The 20,650-nt window shown below is 70.5% G+C and carries 23 protein-coding genes, 3 tRNA genes and 1 pseudogene; 6 read left to right on the forward strand and 21 right to left on the reverse strand.

The annotated features are described in order from the left end of the window. From VJ976_RS07840 to VJ976_RS07860, 5 genes are all read right to left on the reverse strand, one after another. A partial coding sequence (locus VJ976_RS07840; protein WP_324099565.1) for an alkyl sulfatase dimerization domain-containing protein occupies window positions 1–369 on the reverse strand: 369 nt, incomplete at its 3' end. A 21-nt stretch (window positions 370–390) separates the two neighbouring features. After that, on the reverse strand, window positions 391–1,368 hold the full coding sequence (locus tag VJ976_RS07845) for an alkyl/aryl-sulfatase (protein WP_324099566.1): 978 nt from the start codon (window positions 1,366–1,368) through the stop codon (window positions 391–393). A gap of 140 nt (window positions 1,369–1,508) precedes the next feature. Beyond that, window positions 1,509–1,581, reverse strand: a tRNA-His gene (locus VJ976_RS07850). Between the two features lie 88 nt (window positions 1,582–1,669). Then, complete coding sequence (locus VJ976_RS07855; protein ID WP_324099567.1) at window positions 1,670–2,710, reverse strand: YihY/virulence factor BrkB family protein; 1,041 nt, start codon at window positions 2,708–2,710, stop codon at window positions 1,670–1,672. 98 nt (window positions 2,711–2,808) lie between these two features. Then, window positions 2,809–2,884 (reverse strand) — tRNA-Lys (locus tag VJ976_RS07860). A 71-nt stretch (window positions 2,885–2,955) separates the two neighbouring features. Between VJ976_RS07860 and tdh the strand changes: the two genes are divergently transcribed. Together tdh and VJ976_RS07870 are read left to right on the forward strand one after the other, a co-directional pair. Continuing rightward, complete coding sequence (gene tdh / locus VJ976_RS07865) at window positions 2,956–4,011, forward strand: L-threonine 3-dehydrogenase (protein WP_324099568.1); 1,056 nt, start codon at window positions 2,956–2,958, stop codon at window positions 4,009–4,011. 47 nt (window positions 4,012–4,058) lie between these two features. After that, window positions 4,059–5,261, forward strand: coding sequence for a glycine C-acetyltransferase (locus VJ976_RS07870; RefSeq protein WP_324099569.1), 1,203 nt, complete (start codon window positions 4,059–4,061; stop codon window positions 5,259–5,261). 16 nt (window positions 5,262–5,277) lie between these two features. On the opposite strand, the gene VJ976_RS07875 is transcribed toward VJ976_RS07870, so the two are convergent. Together VJ976_RS07875 and VJ976_RS07880 are read right to left on the reverse strand one after the other, a co-directional pair. Continuing rightward, window positions 5,278–6,252, reverse strand: a complete 975-nt coding sequence (locus VJ976_RS07875; RefSeq protein ID WP_324099570.1) for a magnesium and cobalt transport protein CorA — start codon at window positions 6,250–6,252, stop codon at window positions 5,278–5,280. A gap of 45 nt (window positions 6,253–6,297) precedes the next feature. Beyond that, window positions 6,298–6,576, reverse strand: a complete 279-nt coding sequence (locus tag VJ976_RS07880) for a DUF3618 domain-containing protein (RefSeq protein ID WP_324099571.1) — start codon at window positions 6,574–6,576, stop codon at window positions 6,298–6,300. A gap of 99 nt (window positions 6,577–6,675) precedes the next feature. Between VJ976_RS07880 and bcp the strand changes: the two genes are divergently transcribed. Further along, entirely contained in the window at window positions 6,676–7,149 is a 474-nt protein-coding gene (gene bcp / locus VJ976_RS07885; protein ID WP_324099572.1) for a thioredoxin-dependent thiol peroxidase, read from the forward strand. Here the strand turns inward: bcp and VJ976_RS07890 are convergent. After that, window positions 7,136–7,600, reverse strand: a complete 465-nt coding sequence (locus tag VJ976_RS07890) for a PGPGW domain-containing protein (RefSeq protein ID WP_324099573.1) — start codon at window positions 7,598–7,600, stop codon at window positions 7,136–7,138. The genes bcp and VJ976_RS07890 overlap by 14 nt on opposite strands. Before the next feature lie 144 nt (window positions 7,601–7,744). On the opposite strand from VJ976_RS07890, the gene VJ976_RS07895 reads away from it, so the two are divergent. After that, a tRNA-Leu gene (locus VJ976_RS07895) sits at window positions 7,745–7,826 on the forward strand. 1 nt (window position 7,827) lies between these two features. Beyond that, window positions 7,828–8,514, forward strand: coding sequence for a hypothetical protein (locus VJ976_RS07900; protein WP_324099574.1), 687 nt, complete (start codon window positions 7,828–7,830; stop codon window positions 8,512–8,514). Here the strand turns inward: VJ976_RS07900 and VJ976_RS07905 are convergent. The 7 genes from VJ976_RS07905 to murI form a co-directional block, all read right to left on the reverse strand. Beyond that, entirely contained in the window at window positions 8,505–9,470 is a 966-nt protein-coding gene (locus tag VJ976_RS07905) for a homoserine kinase (protein WP_324099575.1), read from the reverse strand. The genes VJ976_RS07900 and VJ976_RS07905 overlap by 10 nt on opposite strands. Continuing rightward, the gene (gene thrC / locus VJ976_RS07910; RefSeq protein WP_324099576.1) at window positions 9,470–10,552 is read right to left on the reverse strand and encodes a threonine synthase; all 1,083 of its coding nucleotides are present in this window, start codon (window positions 10,550–10,552) and stop codon (window positions 9,470–9,472) included. The genes VJ976_RS07905 and thrC overlap by 1 nt, the downstream gene beginning before the upstream one ends. A gap of 33 nt (window positions 10,553–10,585) precedes the next feature. Then, entirely contained in the window at window positions 10,586–11,224 is a 639-nt protein-coding gene (locus tag VJ976_RS07915) for a non-canonical purine NTP pyrophosphatase (RefSeq protein ID WP_324099577.1), read from the reverse strand. Further along, window positions 11,221–11,973, reverse strand: a complete 753-nt coding sequence (gene rph / locus VJ976_RS07920; RefSeq protein ID WP_324099578.1) for a ribonuclease PH — start codon at window positions 11,971–11,973, stop codon at window positions 11,221–11,223. The genes VJ976_RS07915 and rph overlap by 4 nt, the downstream gene beginning before the upstream one ends. A 53-nt stretch (window positions 11,974–12,026) precedes the next feature. Continuing rightward, window positions 12,027–13,577 carry a molybdopterin-dependent oxidoreductase gene (locus tag VJ976_RS07925; RefSeq protein ID WP_324099579.1) on the reverse strand — a complete coding sequence of 517 codons (1,551 nt, stop codon included), beginning with the start codon at window positions 13,575–13,577 and terminating at the stop codon, window positions 12,027–12,029. Window positions 13,578–13,680: 103 nt separating this feature from the next. Beyond that, a complete protein-coding gene (locus VJ976_RS07930) occupies window positions 13,681–14,448 on the reverse strand; it encodes an MBL fold metallo-hydrolase (protein WP_414693594.1) in 768 nt (255 codons plus the stop codon). Between the two features lie 41 nt (window positions 14,449–14,489). Beyond that, on the reverse strand, window positions 14,490–15,314 hold the full coding sequence (gene murI / locus VJ976_RS07935) for a glutamate racemase (RefSeq protein WP_324099581.1): 825 nt from the start codon (window positions 15,312–15,314) through the stop codon (window positions 14,490–14,492). A 131-nt stretch (window positions 15,315–15,445) separates the two neighbouring features. On the opposite strand from murI, the gene VJ976_RS07940 reads away from it, so the two are divergent. Next, complete coding sequence (locus tag VJ976_RS07940) at window positions 15,446–16,858, forward strand: AI-2E family transporter (protein WP_324099582.1); 1,413 nt, start codon at window positions 15,446–15,448, stop codon at window positions 16,856–16,858. 4 nt (window positions 16,859–16,862) lie between these two features. On the opposite strand, the gene VJ976_RS07945 is transcribed toward VJ976_RS07940, so the two are convergent. The 6 genes and pseudogenes from VJ976_RS07945 to VJ976_RS07965 form a co-directional block, all read right to left on the reverse strand. Continuing rightward, complete coding sequence (locus tag VJ976_RS07945; protein ID WP_324099583.1) at window positions 16,863–17,636, reverse strand: fumarylacetoacetate hydrolase family protein; 774 nt, start codon at window positions 17,634–17,636, stop codon at window positions 16,863–16,865. 9 nt (window positions 17,637–17,645) lie between these two features. Beyond that, window positions 17,646–18,749 (reverse strand): branched-chain amino acid aminotransferase, encoded by a 1,104-nt coding sequence (locus VJ976_RS07950; RefSeq protein ID WP_324099584.1) that lies wholly within the window; start codon window positions 18,747–18,749, stop codon window positions 17,646–17,648. A 75-nt stretch (window positions 18,750–18,824) separates the two neighbouring features. After that, entirely contained in the window at window positions 18,825–19,373 is a 549-nt protein-coding gene (locus VJ976_RS07955; RefSeq protein WP_324099585.1) for a SixA phosphatase family protein, read from the reverse strand. A 10-nt stretch (window positions 19,374–19,383) separates the two neighbouring features. Next, entirely contained in the window at window positions 19,384–20,166 is a 783-nt protein-coding gene (locus VJ976_RS07960) for an iron-sulfur cluster-binding domain-containing protein (RefSeq protein ID WP_324099586.1), read from the reverse strand. 15 nt (window positions 20,167–20,181) lie between these two features. Continuing rightward, window positions 20,182–20,310: pseudogene (locus VJ976_RS12670) on the reverse strand (hybrid-cluster NAD(P)-dependent oxidoreductase); the annotation flags it as partial. A gap of 18 nt (window positions 20,311–20,328) precedes the next feature. Beyond that, window positions 20,329–20,460 carry a hypothetical protein gene (locus VJ976_RS07965; RefSeq protein ID WP_324099587.1) on the reverse strand — a complete coding sequence of 44 codons (132 nt, stop codon included), beginning with the start codon at window positions 20,458–20,460 and terminating at the stop codon, window positions 20,329–20,331. Between the last annotated feature and the right edge of the window lie 190 nt (window positions 20,461–20,650).

Below are 20,650 nucleotides of genomic sequence, written 5' to 3' on the forward strand. Positions count from 1 at the left end.
CACGACGTGGCTCAGGATCTCCGCCGCCCAGCGCAGGTCTCCCTCGTCGACCGCCGCGCGCGCCTGCTCGACCACCGCGTCTGCACCCCCCATGGCCCTGACATACCGCCGCCCTGCCTCGACCGGCGGGTGCTGCCACAGGTGCGCGGGGTTGCCGTCGTACCAGCCCATGTAGCGCTGGTAGATCGCCTTCACGTTGTGGCTGACCGACCCGTAGTAGCCACGGGTGTGCCACGCCTTCTCCAGCGCGGGGGGCAGCACCATGGCCTCGGCGATCTCGGCGCCGGTCAGCCCCTGGTTCATCATCCGCAGCGTCTGGTCGTGCAGATAGGCGTAGAGGTCGCGCTGTTGGCTGAGGAACGTGACCACTCGCTCGGCGCCCCACGTCGGCTAGTGGTGAGACGCGAACGCCACCTCAACGCGATCACCGAAGAGGTCGATCGCCTCCGTCAGGTACGTCGACCACGCGTGAGGGTCCCGGACGACGGCGCCCCGCAGGGTCAACAGGTTGTGGAGCACGTGGGTGGCGTTCTCCGCCATGCACAGCGCTCGATGGTCCGGGAAGTAGAAGTGCATCTCGGTGGGCGCCTCCGTGCCCGGCGCCAGCTGGAACTCCATGCGGACACCGTCGATCACCTCCTCCTGCCCGGTGGTCGTGATCTCGAGCGTCGGCGCGATCAGCGTGACGGTGCCGGTCGAGGTGGTCTGCCCGAGGCCGGCGCCGATCTGGCCCGCGGGGCCGCGCTCCAGAGCAGCGCCGTACATGTACCCCGCGCGGCGCCCCATCGCCGTCCCGGCGTAGACGTTCTCCGAGACCGCGTGCTCCACGAAGCCAGGCGGGGCCACCACCACGACGTCACCCGCATCGACCGCCTGCTGCGTGGTCACGCCCTTGACGCCGCCGAAGTGGTCGGCGTGGGAGTGGGTGTAGACCACCGCCGTCACGGGTCGGTCGCCCCGGTGCTCGCGGTAGAGCGCCAGGGCGGCGGCGGCCGTCTCGGTCGAGATGAGTGGGTCGATCACGATCACGCCCGTGTGGCCCTCGACGAAGGTCACGTTCGACAGGTCGAGCCCCCGGACCTGGTAGATGCCCTCAACCACCTCGTAGAGGCCATGCTTGGCCGCCAGGGTCGCTTGACGCCAGAGGCTCGGGTTGGCCGTGTCGGGGGCTTCGCCCTGCACGAACCCGTACGAGTCGTTGTCCCACACCACCCGGCCGTCGTCGGCGTGCACCACACACGGATCCAGACGACCGAGGAAACCAGTCTCGGCGTCGATGAAGTCTTGGTCGTCGTCGAAAGGCAGCGTCTCTCGCAGCACCTGCTGCTGCGCCACGACCGCCGGGGAGGCATCACGAGAATGAGTCATCTCGCCACCGTCACAAAGAAGGCGGGCCTGCACAAGGGTCCGTGACGGGAGCCGTTCGCCTGGAGTTCGTGAAGGACGTGATCCGGGAATGCCGCGACACACGCGCGACGGCTCAGGGAGCGCCGGGATCCCACGCCGAGGGTGAGTGACGGGACTTGAACCCGCGACATCCGCGACCACAACGCGGCGCTCTACCTGCTGAGCTACACCCACCATGTCGCCGGCGAAGCGCTCGTGCTCCGGGCAACGCCGACCATCGTACCGGTCCGCCGGCCGTGCTCCGGACCAGTGGCGAGAGGGCTCAGGTACCGTCCGAGCCGGCCCGCCGCGCGGCCGCCTCGATGCGGATCCGCCGGGCCTCCTCGGTCTTCTCGCGCTCCTTCTCCTCCTTCTTCTCGACCCCCGAGCTGTCGCGGTAGGGCAGCTGGATCTCCTTCTCGGCCGCGATGCCCAGGCGCAGCTGCCGGGCGCGCTGGAGCTCGGAGTCGAGCTCGGCCCCGAGCACGAGAAAGATGTTGGTGAGCCATAGCCAGACGAGCAGGACGATGATGCCGGCCAGCGCGCCGTAGGTGGCGTTGTAGCTGCCGAAGTTGCTGACGTAGAAGAAGAAGCCGAACGTGCCGATGCCCCACCCGATGATGGCCACGACCGCCCCTGCGGAGAGCCAGCGGAACTTCTGCTGCTTGACGTTCGGGGTTCCCCAGTAGAGCAGCCCGACGACGAACATCACGATGAGGAGCATCACCGGCCACTTCGCGTAGGTCCAGACCGTCACGAAAGTGTCCCCCAGCCCGATGACTGAGCCCACCGCGTCGACGATGCTGCCGGTGAACACCAGAGAGAGGGCCACGGCCACCGCCAGGAGCAGGCAGATGAAGGTGATGAGCACCAGCCACGGGCGCAGCTTCCAGATCGGGCGGCCCTCCTCGACGCCGTAGACGGTGTTCATCATCCGCGAGAACGCGTTGACGTAGTTCGAGGCCGCGAAGAGCGCGGTGGCCAGACCGATGAACAGCGCGATGCTGGCGCCGTCGCTGCGTTGCAGGTCCTCGACGAAGGTCTCGACCGGCGCCAGGCTGTCTTCGGCGACGCCGAGCTCCTTGGTGACGTCGAGCATGGCCTGGGTCGTGCTCGGCCCTTGGCCGAAGACCCCGAGCAGCGAGGTGAGCGCCAGGATCGCCGGGAAGAGCGACAGCACGGCGTAGTAGGTCAGTGCCCCCGCGAGATCCGTGCCCTTGTCCTGCAGGAACTCGGTCACGGTCCGCTTCAGAGCCGGGACGACGTCGATCTTCTTCGGATGCTCGGAAGGGTCGACATCGGAGGCTCGCCTGGAGGTGGTCACATCCGGTGATTCTGCCTCATTCGCACGACCCGACCGTGTGCCTTCCACACTGGGTCGCCGCCTACCGGCGGCCCACTGCCGGTGGTGAAGAACTGGGTTGGTGCGCCAACAGGGACTCGAACCCCGAACCCGCTGATTAAGAGTCAGCTGCTCTGCCAATTGAGCTATTGGCGCAACGCCGACGAACTTTAGCACCCGTGGGCGCGGCCCCCCTAAATCGCCGACCGATCGGCCAGGATGTCCGCATGCGCGCACTGGCGAAGACCTCTCCCGGGCCCGGGCTCGAGCTGATCGACGCTCCCGAGCCGCACCCCCAGCCCCACGAGGTGAAGATCCGGGTGCTGCGCGCCGGACTGTGCGGCACCGACCTGCACATCGAGTCCTGGGACGACTGGGCCGCCTCGATGCTCAAGCCGCCCTTGGTGGTGGGCCACGAGCTCTACGGCGAGATCGTCGAGATCGGCGCGAACGTGCCCCGTGCCGCCGCTCCGTACGAGATCAAGGAGGGCATGCGCGCCTCGGCCGAGGGCCACGTCATCTGCGGCGTGTGCCGCAACTGCCGCTCGGGTCGCCCACACGTCTGCGTGAACACCTCCAGCGTCGGGGTGAACCGCGACGGGGGCTTCGCCGACTACGTCTGCGTGCCCTACACCAACGTCTGGGTCCAGCCGGACGACCTCGACCCCGACCTGGGCTCGATCTTCGACCCGCTCGGCAACGCCGTGCACACGGCGCTGACCTTCCCCATCGCCGGAGACGACGTCATGATCACCGGTTGCGGCCCCATCGGGGTCATGGCTACGGCCATCGCGCGGCACGTCGGAGCCCGCTTCGTCGTCGCGACCGACGTCAGCGACTTCCGGCTCGAGATGGCGCGGCGTGCAGGCGCCGACCACGCCGTCAACGTCGCGCGGGAGCGCGTCGCCCCCTACCAGCGGGAGCTCGGCATGCTGCTCGGCTTCGACGTCGGCCTGGAGATGTCGGGCAGCCCGGCCGCCTTGAAGGAGCTCATCGACAACTGCCAGCACGGTGCGGGCATCGCCATGCTCGGGCTGCCGTCGGAGCCGTTCGCGGTCGACTGGGGGCCGGTGATCACCCGGATGCTGACCATCAAGGGCATCTACGGACGGCAGATGTACGACACCTGGTACCGGATGAGCTTCATGCTGCAGACCTCCGCCGAGCTGCGCGAGCGCATCCGGTCGGTGATCACCCACCGGTACCGGGCGGAGCAGTGGCAGGACGCCTTCGCCGCCGCGCGCTCGGGCGAGTGCGGCAAGGTCATCATGGACTGGAGCTGACCCAACGCGCTGACTGCGCCGACCGAAGCCCGACGACAGGAGCACTCATGTTTGCGTTCAAGGACGACCTGCTGGCCGAGATGGACCAGATGCGCGATGCCGGCTTGTTCAAGGTGGAGCGCGAGCTCACCACGCCGCAGTCCGCCCACGTGGGTACCACCTCCGGTGAGGCGCTGAACTTCTGCGCCAACAACTATCTCGGCCTGGCCGACCACCCCGAGGTGGTGGCCGCGGCGCGCGAGGCGCTGGACGAGTGGGGCTTCGGGATGGCCTCGGTACGGTTCATCTGCGGCACCCAGACCCAGCACCGTGAGCTCGAGCGGGCCATCGCCGACTTCAGCGGCACCCCGGATGCCGTGCTCTTCGCCTCCTGCTTCGACGCGAACGGCGGCGTGTTCGAAGTGCTCTTCGGCCCCGAGGATGCCATCGTCTCCGACGCACTCAACCACGCGTCGATCATCGACGGGGTGCGGCTGAGCAAGGCCGCCCGTTACCGCTATGCCAACCGCGACATGGCCGACCTGCGCACCCAGCTGGAGACCGCCCGTGACCGCGGGGCCCGGCGCATGGTCATCGTGACCGACGGCGTGTTCTCCATGGACGGCTACTACGCGCCGCTGGAGCAGATCTGCGACCTGGCCGAGGAGTTCGGGGCGATGGTCTTCGTCGACGACTGCCACGCCACCGGGTTCGTGGGCGAGAGCGGCCGCGGCACGGCCGAGCACTGCAACGTGATGGGCCGGGTCGACATCGTCACCGGCACCCTGGGCAAGGCGCTGGGCGGTGCCAGTGGCGGGTACGTCGCAGCCCATCCGGAGGTCGTGGCGCTGCTGAAGCAGCGGGCCCGGCCCTACCTGTTCTCCAACGCGGTGGCGCCCTCGGTGGTGGCGGGGTCGTTCAAGGCGCTGCAGATCGCCCGGGACGCCTCCGAGCCGAGAGAGCGTCTGGTCGCCAACACGCAGCTGTTCCGCGGTCTCATGACCGACGAGGGGTTCGACCTGCTGGAGGGCTCGCACCCGATCACCCCGGTGATGTTCCCGGGCGAGGACGGTGCGCGGCGAGCCACGCAGATCGCGGACGCGATGCTGGCCTACGGCGTGTACGTCATCCCGTTCAGCTACCCGGTCGTTCCCCGGGGCAAGGCGCGCATTCGCGTCCAGCTCTCGGCGGCGCACAGCGAGCAGGACGTGCGGGCCTGCGTGTCGGCCTTCGTGCAAGCGCGAGCCGATACCGCCTCCCCGCCTGCCTGACGCCTGCCTGAGCGGACTACAGCCAGCCGGAGCGGCGGAAGGCGCGGTAGAGCGCCAGGCAGATGATGAGCATGAGCAGGAGCGCCGCCGGGTATCCCCACCCCCAGCCCAGGCCGGGCATGTACTGGAAGTTCATCCCGAAGATGCCCGCCAGCAGGGTCGGGACGGCGGCGATGGCCACCCAGGCACTGATCTTGCGCATGTCGTCGTTCTGCTGCACCCCGACCTGGGACAGGTGCACGCTGAGCACGTCGGTGAGCAGCCTGTCGTAGCTGTCGATGTGCTCCACGACCTGACGCAGGTGGTCTTCCACATCCCGGAACTGCAGCCGCAGCTCTTCGGAGGAGATGGGCCCCTCGGGGTCGCGCAGCCAGGAGACGGGCTTGACGAGCGGGTCGGCCGCCCGGCGGAACTCCAGCACCTCGCGCTTGAGCAGGTAGACGGCGGCCGAGTGGCCGGTGTCGTGCTCGGCCAGGACGGCCCGCTCCATCTCCTCCAGGTCCTGCTGGATCTCGCCGTCGATGTCGCGGTAGGTGTCGACGATGGAGTCCAGGACGGCATGAAAGACCGCGAGCGACCCGGTCTCGCGCATCAGCTGCGGCTTCTCCTGCAACCGCCGGCGCACTCCGGCCAGCGGCGCCGCCTCACCCCAGCGGACGCTCACGGCGAAGTGGTCTCCGACGAAGATCATGATCTCGCCGGTCTCCACGTCGGAGGTGGCCTCGACGTAGCGCAGCGTCTTCAGCACGGCGAAGGTGGTCTCACCGTAGCGCTCGACCTTGACCCGCTGCTTGCCGTTGAGGGCGTCCTCGACGGCGAGGGGGTGCAGGTCCAGCGCCTTTCGCGCCTCGTCGAACTCCGCGTCGGTGGGGTCCTTGAGACCGACCCACAAAAACCCGTCGCGCGACTCGCGAAGCAGCTCCAGCGTCTCAGCGAGGTCACCGCAGTCGTGGCGTACGCCGTCTCGGTAGACGGCCTTGTCGACGATCACCTCGGCGCGTTCTCGACGCCGCAAGAGCGTCTCGTGCCGAGGCCGTCAGCGCTTGTGCAGCAGACGGCGGGCCGTCCCCAGCAGCAACGCCACCCCGGAGACCCCGGCGAGGACGACGGCGAGCAGGTCCAGGCGCGGGTCGCCGTCGTCGTCGAAGGCCACCTCGTTGCCCTTGGCGCGCAGCTTCTCGAGCTGGCGCCGCTTGATCTCCGCCGGGCTCGCCCGAAAGGCCAGCTCGTCCACCGTCTGCGCCAACCGGTCCCGGGTCGCCGACAGGTCCGCCTCGATCTCGTTCTCCGAGCGTGGCTTCTGCTTGTCCGCCATGTGCCGTCCTTCTGCCGTTGATGTGCTGACCTGGGCGCCGGTGCGCTTCGCCTGAGACGATAGCCCAGAACACACCGTCAAGGACGATGGAGGCAACAGATGTCCCAGCTTGAAGTCGGCGCCCCCGCACCGGACTGGTCCCTCCCCGATGCGGAGGGCAACACCGTCAGCCTCAGCGACTTCCAGGGTCGCAAGCTGATCATGTACTTCTACCCCGCGGCGATGACGCCGGGCTGCACCACCGAGGCGGGCGACTTCCGTGACTCCCTGGATACCTTCACCGACGAAGGGTATGCCGTGGTGGGCGTCTCCCCCGATGCCCCCAGCAAGCTGGCCAAGTTCGTCGACCAGGAGTCCCTGACCTACCCGGTCCTGTCCGACCCCGAGAAGAAGGTGCTTCTGGCCTATGGCGCCTACGGCGAGAAGAACCTGTACGGCAAGACGATCACCGGAGTCATCCGCTCGACCGTCGTCATCGACGAGAAGGGCGTCGTCGTGTGGGCCAAGCACAACGTCAAGGCCACCGGCCATGTGGCGATGCTGAGCAAGACGCTCGGTCTCACGCCCGCTTGACGCGCTCCACCCGGCCACGGTCGCCGCGGAAGTGCCTCACGCTGTAGATGAGCAGCCCCAGCGCGATCAGGCCGGAGACCACGATGCCGACCCCGGTCGCGGTCCCCCCGAACAGCCACCATCGCTCCGAGACGGGCCAGAAGCTGGGGGCCGGAGGGTCCCAGATGAACACCACTCCCACGGACACGACGACCAGGGCGCTGAGCGCGCTGAACATGACGCGCGGCCAGGTCTTCACGCCTTCCCGCGCCCCCCGGTAGGCCTGACGCCGCATCGGGGCCAGCTGCCGCTCGGCCCACGAGTTGTTCTGCGCCAGGATGACCAGGCCGGTGACGAGGATGAGCGTGCCCGGCCCGGGAAGCGGCATCAGCACCACGCCGACCACCATCAGCGTCCAGCCGATGATGTCGTAGCCGACGCGGCGCAGCCACTGCCTGATCCGGAGGAGCATCACCTCATCCTTTCAGCAGAGTCTGACAGCGGCATCATCCCTCAGTCCGCTCACCCCACGTCGAAGCACCCTCGCTGCCGCCATCGTCAGCTGTTCGTCCCGTCGTCACACCTATCGTTGCAGCCCCTATCATCGTCGGCACAGGCGCTCGTGGTGGAACTGGCAGACACGCAGGATTTAGGTTCCTGTGCCTCCGGGCATGCGGGTTCGACTCCCGCCGAGCGCACGTGGTCACCCGTCCTCCGCAGGCCTATCCATGGGCGGTCCCGCTCCGCGAGGGCGTCCTGGACGACCAGGGATTTCGCGCGGCCGACATCGGGGAGCCGGCACCGGGTCAACGCACAGCGGTGCTGGCGTCGGGTTCGAACGCCTCCCCCGAGGTCGTCCGGGACAAGCTGGGGCCGACCCTCGGCGCAGGCGCGGACGCACACGTGGTGTTCACCGCCGTGCTGGTACCGGGCCTGGGGGTGGGTCATTCCGCCCACGTCAGCCGGCCCGGGTACGTGGCGGCAGCGCCGTACCGGCAACGTGACAGCAGGCCCGCCGCTGCGCTGACCTTCGCGCTGGCCTGGTTCACCCCGGCGCAGCTGGCCCGGATCGACGAGACCGAGCCGCAGTACCGGCGACTACCCCTCCCCGTCGACCTGCCGGCCCGGGTGCGCCCGGGAGCCGCACCGGTGCGCGAGGTGCAGCTCTACGTCTCGCGGCACGGTGTGCTGGCCCAGGACGAGGAGCCGGTGACCCTGCGCAGCCAGGAGGAGCTCTTCACCTGGCTGAGCGTCCGTCTGCGCTGCCTGCGCGGGCGGACGCTGCGGGACTTCGTGGATGCCGAGCTGCGGGAGAAGGTGCGCCTGGAGCTGGCCGGCGGAGGATGGTCGGTGCCGAGCCTGCTGGAGCACGGGCCTCAGCGGTAGGTGTCCAGCCCGCGCTCGGCGACCCCTGGGCGCATCATGTGCCACCCCCGTCCCCAGGAGCGCACCTCGGCGGCCAGGTCCTCGACCATGTCGGCGCGCGACAGCACCAGCACCGAGGGACCCGCCCCCGAGACCACGGCCGCCTGTCCCAGGTCACGCAGCGCATCGACGGCGGCCATGGTGGCCGGGTAGGCGGACCGGCGCTGCTCCTGGTGCAGCCAGTCGCTCGTGCCGTCCAGCAGCAACGCGGGCTCGGTCGTCAGCGCGTGCACCAGCAGGGCGGCCCGCCCCGCCTGCCGCACGGCGTCGCCGTGCGGCACGGTGGGGGCGAGCACGGCCCGAGCGGTCGCCGTCGACAGGCGGTCGCTGTGGGGCACGAGCACGACCGGCTCGATGTCGGGATGCAACGTCATCGTCGCCGTGCGGACGACCTCGACGGAAGGGCGCCACGAGAGCGTCAGCCCCCCGTAGACACTGGCCGAGGAGTTGTCCGGGTGCCCCTCCCAGACCCCGGTACGCGTGTTGATCACGGCCAGGTCGGCCGGGCTCAGGGTGGCCGCCTCACGGGTGAGGGCGTTGGTCAGGGCGAAGCCCAGACCCCAGCCACCCACCACCGCAGCGGCCGAGGAGCCCAGTCCCGCCGACATCGGGATGGTGTTCGCGCACTCCAGCCGCAGCCCCAGCCCGTCAGCGGCCAGCTCCTCGGCCCAGGGGCCACCGCACACGGCGACGGCCTCGGCCGCTGCGCGGGCGACCAGGTGCGTCTCATCGCGCGGCAGCACGTCGGCCCCGGCCCCACGCAGCTGTACCCGCAGGCCCGGCTCCTCGGTGACGCTCAGGGCGTACTCGTCGTAGAGCCCCACCGCGAGAGCGACGGTGTCGAACCCGGGGCCGAGGTTGGCCGAGCTCCCCGGAACCCGCACAGCCACCTCCAACCCCGGTGCGGCGGCGGACATCACTGCATCCCCAGCGCGGCCGCGGCGCTGACGGCGTCCACGGAGATGCGCTGCGGCTCGATGTCGTCTCCGTCCGCGGTCTTCAGCGCCCACTGCGGGTCCTTCAGTCCGTGGCCGGTGACGGTGCAGACGATCCTGGACCCCACGGGCACCAGGCCGGCTCGATGCTGCTTGAGCAGGCCCGCCACCGAGGCTGCCGACGCCGGCTCGACGAAGATGCCCTCGCGGGCGGAGAGCAGCCGGTGGGCGTCCAGGATCTCCTCATCGGTGACCGGCTCGATGACCCCGCCCGACTCGCTGCGTGCCGCGAGGGCCTGGGCCCACGAGGCCGGGTTGCCGATCCGAATCGCGGTGGCCACGGTGTCCGGCTCGTCGACCGGGTGGCCGAGCACGATGGGCGCCGCCCCGGCCGCCTGGAAACCCCACATCTGCGGACATCTGGTGGCTGGCCCGGGGTGCTCGCTGTCGTTGGTGTACTCCGTGTAGCCGCGCCAGTACGCGGTGATGTTCCCGGCGTTGCCGACCGGCAGGCAGTGCACGTCGGGAGCGTCGCCGAGCTCGTCGACGACCTCGAAGGCCGCGGTCTTCTGTCCCTCGATGCGGGCCGGGTTGACCGAGTTGACCAGCTCGACCGGGTAGGTCTCCGCCAGCTTGCGTGCGACCGTCAGGCAGTCGTCGAAGTTTCCCTCCACCTGCAGCAGCGTGGCGCCGTGGGCGATGGCCTGAGACAGCTTGCCCATGGCGATCTTGCCGTCGGGCACGAGCACCCCGCATCGCATCCCCGCCTTGGTGGCGTAGGCCGCGGCGCTCGCGCTGGTGTTGCCGGTCGAAGCACAGATGACCGCCTCGGCGCCGCGGCTGGCGGCAGCCGAGATGGCCGCGGTCATCCCCCGGTCCTTGAAGGACGCCGTGGGGTTGAGTCCTTCGTACTTGACGTGGACCTCGGCGCTGACCAGCTGGGAGAGGTACTCGGCCTCGATCAGCGGCGTCCCACCTTCGCGCAAGGTGACGACGGTGGAGGTGACCGAGGCCGGCAGACGGTCGGCGTACTCGGCGACGACGCCGCGCCACTGGTGTGCCATGGGTTCCCTTTGCGATGCGAGGAAGAGGTGCCGTCAGCCGGCGGGAGCGAAGATGCGCACGAGGTCCGCCGCAAGGGCCCGGAAGGCTGCCCCGCGGTGGGAGACGGCGTGCTTCTCCCCCGGTGCGTACTGGGCCAGCGTGCGACCGTCGGGACGCATCAGGAGAGGATCGTAGCCGAAACCGCCCGACCCCTGCGGAGCGCGGGCGAGCACTCCCCGCACGGAGCCCTCGCGCACGATCTCGGTCCCGTCCGGGAGCACCAGAGCGGCCGCGCAGACGAAGCCGGCGCCGCGGTGCTCATCGGGCACGTCGGCGAGCTGGGTGAGCAGCAGCGCGTTGTTGGCCTCGTCTCGACCGGCTCCGCCCACCCCCGACCACCGCGCGCTGAAGACGCCCGGACTGCCGCCCAGCACGTCGACCGCCAGCCCTGAGTCGTCGGCGACCGCGGGCCGTTCCGTGGCCTCGACCGCGGCCCGGGCCTTGAGCAAGGCGTTGTCCGCGAAGGTGACACCCGACTCGACGACGTCCTGCGCGCCGGGGAAGGAGTCGACACCGAGAAGATCCAGTCCGCACCGCTGCAGGGCCCCGGCGAGGATCGTGCGGAGCTCGTCCACCTTGTGCGCGTTGCGGCTGGCCAGCACCAGTGCGGACGGTGACCCGCCGTCGCTCATGGTCGCGACGGCGCGCGCAGCGCCTCAGCCTGCCTGCGCGCCAGCGACGCGCAGCCGCCCACGGCCAGGTCGAGCAGCTGGTCCATCGTGGCCCGGTCGAACGGGGTCCCCTCGGCCGTGCCCTGGACCTCGACGAAGGTCCCGCCGCCGGTGAGCACCACGTTCATGTCGGTGTCCGCTCCGGAGTCCTCGGGATAGTCCAGGTCCAGCACCGCGACGCCGTCGACGACGCCGACGCTGACCGCGGCCACCGAGTCGGTCAGCGGGTTCGCGCCACGCGCCACGTAGCCGAGCTCCTTTGCCTGCTCGACCGCGTCGGCCATCGCCACGTAGGCGCCGGTGATCGCAGCGGTGCGTGTCCCCCCGTCGGCCTGCAGCACGTCGCAGTCGAGCTGGATGGTGTTCTCTCCCAGGGCCGACAGGTCGATCACCGAGCGCAGGCTGCGTCCGATGAGCCGCGAGATCTCGTGTGTGCGGCCCCCGATCCGCCCCTTCACCGACTCCCGGTCGCTACGGGTGTGGGTGGAGCGGGGAAGCATCGCGTACTCCGCCGTGGTCCAGCCCAGGCCGCTGCCCTTGCGCCACCGCGGTACGCCCTGGGTGAGGGAGGCCGCACACAGCACCCGGGTCCGGCCGAACTCGACCAGCACGCTGCCCTCGGCGTGGTCCAGCCAGTGGCGGGTGAGACGGACCTCTCGGAGGTCCTCCGGCGCGCGCCCGTCGTGACGGGCGTGGGGGGGTGAGGTCATCGCCCCAGGCTAACGGTGCCCGCGCAGTGCCCACAGCGGCACCGACACCCTCGTCAGGCCACAGTCACCTCGATCGAGTGCCACCCCGTCGCACCGTCCGGAGCCGGCGGGGCTTCGGCCTCGACCTGGGTCTGACCACCCTGGTCGGTGGCCCGGACGGTCAGGGTGTGCGACCCGGGCGTGGCGTCCCAGACCACCCGCCACTGCCGCCAGGTGTCGATGGAGACCTCACCCGAGAGCTCAGCCTGCTGCCAGTCGCCGTCGTCCACGCGCATCTCGACCTCGTCGACCCCGACGTGCTGGGCCCAGGCCATGCCCGCGACCACGACCGGCCCCGCTTGGAGCCCGGCGCCCTCGCCGGGGACGTCGATACGCGACTGGACCTTGATCGGGCCACGAGCGCTCCAGCCCCGGCTGGTCCAGTAGGCCTGGTCGCGGTCGAAGCGGGTCACCTCGAGCTCGGTGACCCACTTCGTCGCCGAGACGTAGCCGTACAGCCCCGGCACCACCATCCGGACCGGGAAACCGTGCTCGGCGGGCAGCGGCTCGCCGTTCATCAGCACGGCCAGCACCGCGTCGCGCTCGTCGGTCAAGGCCTCGAGCGGTGTGCTCGCCGTCCATCCGTCCTCGCTGGTCGAGAGCACCATGTCCGCCTCGGGGGACACCCCGGCGCGCTCGAGCAGCTCACGGATCGGCCAACCCGTCCACACCGCGTTGCCGATGAGCTCGCCACCGACCTCGTTCGACACGCAGCACAACGTCACGGTGGTGTCGACGAGGTCCTCGGAGACCAGGTCCTCGAAGCCCAGCGTGATTTCCTCGCTCACCATCCCGTGCACGCGCAACGTCCAGGTGCCCGGGTCGACCTGGGGCACCGACAGTGCGGTGTCGATGCGGTAGAAGGACTCGTTGCTGGTCAGGAACGGCTCCAGACCGTCGACGCCGAGATCGGCCTCGTCGGGGATCATCACCGCGGGCCGGCGACCGGCAAACCGGTCCGACAGGCGGCGCCGCGCCGCCTCGACCGCCTCCTGGGCCTGGCCGACGGTACGGCCGAGGTAGACCCCGACGAGGCCGGCGGTGGTGAGCGCCCCGGCAGCCAGGAGAAAGCCGCGGCGGCCCAGTCCAGGCTGGTCCGACGTTGTGCGCGGCTCCAGCAGACTCGTGCTCCGCGCGATGAGCCAGGCCAACGTCACCAGTCCGGTCAAGGTGCCGGCGATCGTCGGCGCGGCGTCGAGGGGCCCGGCTCCGGGGCGGGTCAGGACGGCCAGGGCGCCCACCGCGCCGACGACCGCGAAGAGCAGCAGCCCCATCAGACGCCTCGTGCTCGTCAGCACTCCCAGGCCGGCACACAGCAGGGCGAGCACCACCCCCATCACCAGGAAGAGGACGAGCTTGTCCCAGGTGCCGAAGGCGGCGATCGCCGCGTCCTTCAGCCAGGCCGGCGTCAGGTCCACCACGGTCCCCCCGACCGCCAGCAGTGCCGACGGCGTCCCGGAGTCGAGACCGGCGCGGCGCAGCGCGAGCGTCAGGAGCTCGGCGACCCCGAGGGTCACCGAGCCCGCGGCCAGCCCGGCGAAGGCACTGGCCCACCGCATCGTCATGTCTCCACCTTCTCAAGGCGCCCGGGCCGCGGACATGACGGCCTCGTGACGGCTGTGGGGTCTTCGACGCCGGAGGCGCCGACGGATGGCCGCTCGGGGCTCGCTACAGCGCGATGCGCTCGTTCCCGCGAGCCAGCTCCACCGTGCCGGGCCAGACCTCCGCGGCTTCGGCACGGCAGACCTCCGGGTCGTTCCACGACGGCATGTGCGTCAGCATCAGCCGGCCGACGCCCCCCGCCGCCACGGCCGCCTCGGCCGCACGACGACCGGTGAGGTGGACCCCGCGGGCGCTGTCCCGGCCGCCGACGAACGCAGAGTCGGCGAGCACCAGGTCAGCCCCGTGCATCAGCGGCCCCAGCGCCTCGCAGCTGTCGGTGTCCCCGGTGTAGGCCAGCGTCACCGGCCCGCACTCGACCCGGAAGCCGAAGGCCTCGACCGGATGGCGCACAGCGACCGGCAGGATCGAGAGGGGACCGACACGGAAGGCGCGCCGGTCGCTCAGGACGTGGAAGCGGTAGCTGTCCTGCACGTCGCTGGGCTCCTCCACGCCGTAGGCGCGGCCGAGGCGCTCGGCGGCGCCCGAGGGCGCGTACACGTCCAACCGCTCGTGAGCCGCACCGTCCGGGTGATGACTGCGCATGACGTGCAGACCGGTGAGGTCCAGGCAGTGGTCGGGATGGAGGTGGGAGAGCAGGACCGCGTCGAGGCTCATCGGGTCGGTATGCCGTTGCAGCGCGCCCAGCGCACCCCCGCCGAGGTCCATCAGCACCTGCCACCGGCGGCCTTCGTGCTCGGCAGCGACCAGATAGCAGCTCGCCGGGCTGTCCGGCCCAGGAAAGGACCCCGCGCACCCCACGATGGTCAGGGTCAGGAAGTGACCGTGCGCCACCGGCTGCACGCCGTCCACGGCGCTCACGCGGACCGCTCCTCCGGACGCCCGACGTACGCGCGCGCCACGTGCTCCACCTCGGGGCCGAGGAAGCGGCGGGCCAAGGGAGTGAAGCCGTGCGGGTCTCCGGTGGTGAGGAACTGGTGGGTGGGGGCTTCGCTGCCGGACGGACGGAGCAGCCCTGTGTCGGTGAGCACCCGGAACAGGTCCGCGGCGGTCGCGGCCGCCGAGGAGACCAGAGCGACGCGTTCACCCAGCACGTAGGTCAGGACGCTGGTGAGCAGGGGGTAGTGGGTGCAGCCGAGGATCACGGTGTCGATGTCCGCCTCCTGCAGCGGAGCCAGGTACTCCCGAGCCGTCTCGATGACCTCCGGGCCGCTGGTGATGCCCTCCTCGACGAAGTCCACGAAACGCGGACAGGGCTGGCTGAGCACTCGCACGTGGGCGGGTGCGGCGGTGAACGCATCGAGGTAGGCGCGGCTCTGGTGGGTGGCCCGCGTCGAGATCACGGCGACGCGGCCGGAGTGGGTCACCGAGACGGCGCGGCGCACCGCGGGGCGGATGACCTCCACCACGGGGACGTCGTAGCGCTCGCGGGCGTCCGCCAGCACCGCGGCCGAGGCCGAGTTGCAGGCGATGACCAGCGCCTTGACCCCGTGGTCCACCAGCCTGTCCAGGCACTGCAGCGCGTTGGCGCGCACCACGGCGATGGGCTGCGGCCCGTACGGAGCGCGGGCGGTGTCACCGAGGTAGAGCACCGACTCGTGCGGAAGCTGGTCGAGCACCTCACGGGCGACGGTCAGCCCCCCGAACCCCGAGTCGAAGATGCCAATGGGCGATTCGGTCACCCGGGCAGATTACGCCGCCGACCCGACACTCAGGGGCCATGCAGCCCGGGGCCGCGCTGTGAAGCGCCACGGGCCACGATGCATCGGGCCGGGCGAAAAGGATGAGATTCTAGGCCGAGGAAAGGAGTGCCATGAACGCTGACAACGGCGCTTCCGGGGGGCAGACACGGCCTGCCGTCGGCGTGTCGAGCCAGGAGCGCACCGAGGACACCCCGCCCGCGGGCGCCCAGACGGGCGCCTCCCCCGTGCCGCTCGAGGACCGGGCCGACCGCGCCGAGGTGCTCGGCGCGTGGCTGAACGTGCTGGCGCGATGGTCGTGGCGGCTCATCGTGGCCGCTCTCGGCGTCGTGCTGCTGCTCTGGGGCCTGTCGTTCCTGTGGGGTGGGCTCCTGCCGGTCATCCTCGCGTTGATCCTGACCGCGCTGCTGTCACCGTTCGCGCACGCGCTGCACCGGTGGGGCCTGGGTATGACCCTCGCCTCAGCGCTCACGCTGCTGATCGCGGTCATGGTCATCGTCGGCTCCTTCGTCTTCATCGTTCCGGGGATCGCCGCCCAGTTCCGTGAGGTGGCGAGCGCCGCCAGCGACGGCTTGGCGCAGCTGCAGGACTGGCTGGCCGGAGAGCCGTTCAACGTCAGCACCGGCGAGATGGACGACCTCGTGCAGCAGTCGATCTCGTGGGTGCAGCAGCGAGGGGGCGCGATCGCCTCCGGCGCCTTCTCCGGGGTCTCGGCCATCAGCTCGGTGGTCGTCAACACCGTCCTGGTGCTGGCCCTGACCTTCTTCTTCCTCAAGGACGGGCACCGCTTCCCGGCCTGGCAACGCTCCGTGGTGGGCCGCGGAGCCGGGCGTCACCTGACCGAGGTGCTGGCGCGCAACTGGAAGGTGCTCGGCGGCTTCATCCGCACCCAGGCCCTGGTGAGCGCCATCGACGCCGCACTCATCGGGATGGGCCTGCTCGTGCTCGGTGTGCCTCTGGCCGGGGCCCTCGCAGTCATCACGTTCTTCGCCGGGTTCATCCCCATCGTGGGTGCGATCAGTGCCGGTGCTCTTGCCGTGCTGGTGGCCCTGGTCACCAACGGCTGGCAGACCGCGCTCGCCGTCCTCGTGATCATCCTGCTCGTGCAGCAGCTCGAGGGCAACGTGCTCTCCCCGTGGCTCCAGGGCAAGACGATGCAGGTGCACGCCGCCCTCATCCTGGTGTCGATCACCATCGGCGGTACGCTGTTCGGCATCATCGGGGTCTTCCTGGCGGTGCCGTTCACCGCCTGCCTGATGGCCTCGGCCAGGTACGCCAGCGAGCAGCTGGACCTGCGCACCGGTGACGCGACGGCCGAGCAGGTGCTCACGCACACCTCCTACGGGCGCGAGGCCGCGCAGGACGGCGAACGCCGAGCCGCGCTGTACCGCCAGCACACGCTCACCCTGCCGGCCTCGGAGCGGGGCGGCGAGCTGTCCGCTGAGGACGAGACCCCCGATCAGGCCGAGCCCGTGGAGGCCGACGCATCGCCGAAGCAGGCCGAGCGGGACCCGGCCAGGCCCTGAGGCGTCAGTCCGCGGCCACGAACGGGTTGCTCAGGGTGCCGATGCCCTCGATGTCGATCTCCACGCGCTGTCCGGCCACGACGGGGCCGACCCCGGCCGGCGTGCCCGTGAGGATGACGTCTCCGGGCAGGAGGGTGAACGCGCGCGAGACGTACTCGACCAAGGCGCCCACCCCGTAGACCATGTCGGCGGTCGACCCGTCCTGGCGCAGGTCGCCGTCGACCCAGCACCGGACCGAGAGGGCCGAGGGATCGAGGTCGGTCTCGAGCCACGGCCCCAACGGGCAGAACGTATCCATCCCCTTCGCCCGAGCCCACTGGCCGTCAGTGCGCTGCAGGTCTCGTGCCGTGACGTCGTTGGCTGCGGTATACCCGAAGACCACCGAGGCGGCGTCGGTGGCGGCCACGTCCTTACACAACCGGCCGATCACCACGGCGAGCTCGGCCTCGTAGGACACCTCGGTGGTGACGCTGGGCACCACCACGGGGTCTCCGGGCCCGACGACGGCCGTGTTGGGCATCAGGAACATCAGCGGCTCCGCGGGCACCTCGCCCTGCATCTCGGCGGCGTGGTCGGCGTAGTTCCTGCCGATCCCGACCACCTTGGAGCGCGGGATGACCGGGGCGAGCAGGCGGACGTCCTCCAGCGGGTGGGTCTGCCCGGTCAGCTCGATCTTGGTATAGAGCGGGTCGCCGCTGATCTCGGCCAGCTTCTCCCCCGCCCCGTCGACGAGTCCGAACATCGGGTCGTCGCCCGCGGTGAACCTACAGATCCGCATGACCTCACCCTAGGCGAGGCGGTGCAGCCAGCCGTGGGCGTCCTCCACCCGGCCACGCTGGATGTCCAACAGCCGCTGGCGCAGGTCCGCGGCCACCTCACCAGCCTGCTCACCGTCGCCGAGGGTGAGCTCGCCGCCGTCCCAAGCCAGACGCCCGACCGGGGTGATCACCGCCGCCGTGCCGCAGGCGAACACCTCGACCAGGTCGCCGGAGGCAGCGTCGGCGCGCCACTCGTCGATGGAGTACCGGCGCTCGGTGACCTCGTGCCCCCGCTCGCGGGCCAGCTCGATCAGGGACGACCGCGTCACGCCCTCGAGGATCGTGCCGGTCAGCTCGGGTGTGACGATGCTGCCGTCGCGGTAGACGAAGAAGAGGTTCATCCCGCCCAGCTCCTCGACCCACCGGTTCTCGACGGCATCGAGGAACGCCACCTGGTCGCATCCGTGCTCCAGGCCCTGGGCCATGGGAGCCAGCGAGGCGCCGTAGTTCCCGCCGCACTTGGCCGCGCCGGTCCCCCCCGGGGCCGCGCGCGAGTACCCCTCGGAGAGCCAGATGCTCACCGGCTTCACCCCGCTGGCGAAGTAGGCTCCGGCCGGGGAGGCGATCACGATGAAGGCCGCAGTGCTGCTCGGACGCACCCCCAGGCCCACCTCGGTGGCGATCATGAAGGGCCGCAGGTACAGGCTGGCCTCGCCGTCGGCGGACTCCGGCACCCAGGCGCGGTCCACCTCCACCAGCGCGGAGAGCGCCTCGAGGAAGAGGGTCTCAGGGACCTCGGGCAGCGCGAGCCGACGCGCACTGCGAGCAAACCTGGCCGCGTTGCGTTCGGGCCGGAAGGTCCACACCGAGCCGTCGGTGTGGCTGTAGGCCTTCATCCCCTCGAAGATCTCCTGGCCGTAGTGCAGGACGGCCATCGCCGGGTCGACCTGAAGGGGCGCGTAGGCACTCACCCGTCCCCCGTGCCACCCTTGCTCGGCGTCCCAGTCGATCCGTGCCATGTGGTCGGTGAAGACCGAGCCGAACTTGGGCGCGGCCAGCACCTGCGCGATCCGCTCCGGGGTGGCACCGTCCGGTCGAGGCTCGATCGAGAACGCAGTGGTCGTAGTCGACACCGGGGTTGCTCCTTTGCGACGTGCGAGAGACCCATCACGGTAGCGCTTGACGTCAGGGCAACCTCGCGCCGAGGTTCACCGCTCTCCGCGACCGGTGTGCACCGCCGACAGCGTCATCGTCCCGGGCCCGACCCGCTCGGCGGGGACACTCGCGAGCAACACCGCGCTGGTCATGGTGGGAAACCCGTCCTGCAGCGCCGCTGCCGCCTCAGGATCCGCCCGCGGCCCGTCCGACAGGAGGTCGGCGAGGTCGGGTATGCCGGGTGAGTGGCCGACCAGGGCAAGACACCTCACGCCGTCCGGGACCTCCGCCAGCACCGCGAGCAGGTCCTCCGTGGTCGCCAGGTACGCGCGCGGCTCCTGCCACGTCTCGACCTCCGCCAGGCCCGGCGTCCGGTCGTCCCCGATGGCGCCGGCCATCGCCTGCCACGTCTGTCGGGCGCGCGTCGCCGTCGAGCACACCACCAGGTCGGGCTTCAGGCCGGCCTCGAGGAGCCAGCGCCCTGCAGCGCGCGCGTCCGCCACCCCACGCTCGGTCAGCCGCCGTCCGTGGTCGCCCTGGCCGGGCGGCCCGACCCGCTCGGTCTTCGCGTGCCGGACCAGCACCAGGCGCAACCCGCTCATACCGGTGACCCTACGCGTCGATGACCAGGTCGCTCTCGGGGTAGGAGCAGCACGGCAGGAACTTGCCCGCCTTGACCTCACGCGGGCGGATGCCGCCGGCGTGCTGCATGTCGACAGAGCCGTCGAGCAGGTCGCTCTTGCATGTCCCACACAGACCCTGACCGCACGCGGAACGGATCGAGACACCGACCTGTGCCGCAGCCTCCAAGACGGTCGTCCCGGGCGCCACCCGCACCTGCTGCCCGCTGCGGCGGAACTCGACCGTCGCGGTCCCGGTAGTCCCGGTTCCGGGCTCCGCACCGTCCGCGAAATGGAGCAGCCCCTCCATCCCCGCGGCAGGGGGCACCTCGGGAACCACCGCCAGGGGGACGGTCAGCGGCTCGATGACGAAGCTCTCCTGGTGCACGTGCTCCACCGGCACGCCGAGCTCCATCAGCACGTTGAAGGCCGCGGTCATGTAGGGACCCGGACCGCACATGAAGACCTGCCGCTCGGTCACGTCGGGCACGACGGCGGCCAGCAGCCCAGCACTGAGCCGGCCCCGCGGACCGGTCCATACCTCGCCGGGACTGTCCGACTCGCAGATCGAGGTCACGGCCAGGTTGAGGCCCGAGGAGGGCAGCGCCTCCAGCTCGTGACGGAACACGATGTCCATCGGGCTCCGTGCGGAGTGGATGAACGCGACGTCGGCGGGGGCGCACAGGTCGGCCAAGGTGCGGGTCATCGACATCAACGGGGTGATGCCACTTCCCGCAGAGAGGAACAGGTACTTGCTCGAAGGGTGGGCGGCCATCGTGAAGTCGCCGAACGGCCCGGAGACCTCGAGCCGGCCGCCCCGTTCGAGGTTCTCGTGCAGCCAGCGTGAGACCAGGCCGTCGGGGGTGCGTTTGACCGTGATGGTCAGCAGGTGCGGCCGAGTGGGGGGCGAGGAGATCGTGTAACAGCGCTGGTGTCGCTAACCGCCGAGGTTCACCGTCACCACGACATACTGCCCAGGGCTGAAGGTGAAGCTGCGCGGCGACATGGACTCGAGGACGAACGTGGAGACGTCGTGCGTGACCGGCACGACGCCCCCCGCCTCCCTCACGGCTACGACATCGTGCGGGTGCCGTTGGAGGGCGATCCGAGCCCCTCGCGTCAGATCCGGACGGGGATCCGTGCCGGAAGCGGGTCGAGCCCGTTACTGGCTACGGCGCAACGGGTTTTGACCGACCTGAGCTCGGTCTCTGTCAGCTGAGCCGTACTCCCTCCGAACCTGGATCAATCCGTCGCGCCGA

The sequence above is a fragment of the Ornithinimicrobium sp. genome (assembly GCF_035267225.1).
In the GTDB taxonomy this organism is placed as follows: Bacteria; Actinomycetota; Actinomycetes; order Actinomycetales; family Dermatophilaceae; genus Ornithinicoccus.

Coding starts and splice junctions, on each gene's coding strand:
- VJ976_RS07845 (WP_324099566.1), bottom strand. CDS start 1,368: ATGACTCATTCTCGTGATGCCTCCCCGGCGGTCGTGGCGCAGCAGCAG.
- VJ976_RS07880 (WP_324099571.1), bottom strand. CDS start 6,576: ATGGCGGACAAGCAGAAGCCACGCTCGGAGAACGAGATCGAGGCGGAC.
- VJ976_RS07955 (WP_324099585.1), bottom strand. CDS start 19,373: ATGAGCGGGTTGCGCCTGGTGCTGGTCCGGCACGCGAAGACCGAGCGG.
- VJ976_RS07940 (WP_324099582.1), top strand. CDS start 15,446: ATGAACGCTGACAACGGCGCTTCCGGGGGGCAGACACGGCCTGCCGTC.
- VJ976_RS07925 (WP_324099579.1), bottom strand. CDS start 13,577: ATGACGATGCGGTGGGCCAGTGCCTTCGCCGGGCTGGCCGCGGGCTCG.
- VJ976_RS07945 (WP_324099583.1), bottom strand. CDS start 17,636: ATGCGGATCTGTAGGTTCACCGCGGGCGACGACCCGATGTTCGGACTC.
- tdh (WP_324099568.1), top strand. CDS start 2,956: ATGCGCGCACTGGCGAAGACCTCTCCCGGGCCCGGGCTCGAGCTGATC.
- VJ976_RS07905 (WP_324099575.1), bottom strand. CDS start 9,470: ATGTCCGCCGCCGCACCGGGGTTGGAGGTGGCTGTGCGGGTTCCGGGG.
- bcp (WP_324099572.1), top strand. CDS start 6,676: ATGTCCCAGCTTGAAGTCGGCGCCCCCGCACCGGACTGGTCCCTCCCC.
- thrC (WP_324099576.1), bottom strand. CDS start 10,552: ATGGCACACCAGTGGCGCGGCGTCGTCGCCGAGTACGCCGACCGTCTG.
- rph (WP_324099578.1), bottom strand. CDS start 11,973: ATGACCTCACCCCCCCACGCCCGTCACGACGGGCGCGCGCCGGAGGAC.
- VJ976_RS07915 (WP_324099577.1), bottom strand. CDS start 11,224: ATGAGCGACGGCGGGTCACCGTCCGCACTGGTGCTGGCCAGCCGCAAC.
- VJ976_RS07960 (WP_324099586.1), bottom strand. CDS start 20,166: ATGGCCGCCCACCCTTCGAGCAAGTACCTGTTCCTCTCTGCGGGAAGT.
- VJ976_RS07870 (WP_324099569.1), top strand. CDS start 4,059: ATGTTTGCGTTCAAGGACGACCTGCTGGCCGAGATGGACCAGATGCGC.
- VJ976_RS07890 (WP_324099573.1), bottom strand. CDS start 7,600: ATGCTCCTCCGGATCAGGCAGTGGCTGCGCCGCGTCGGCTACGACATC.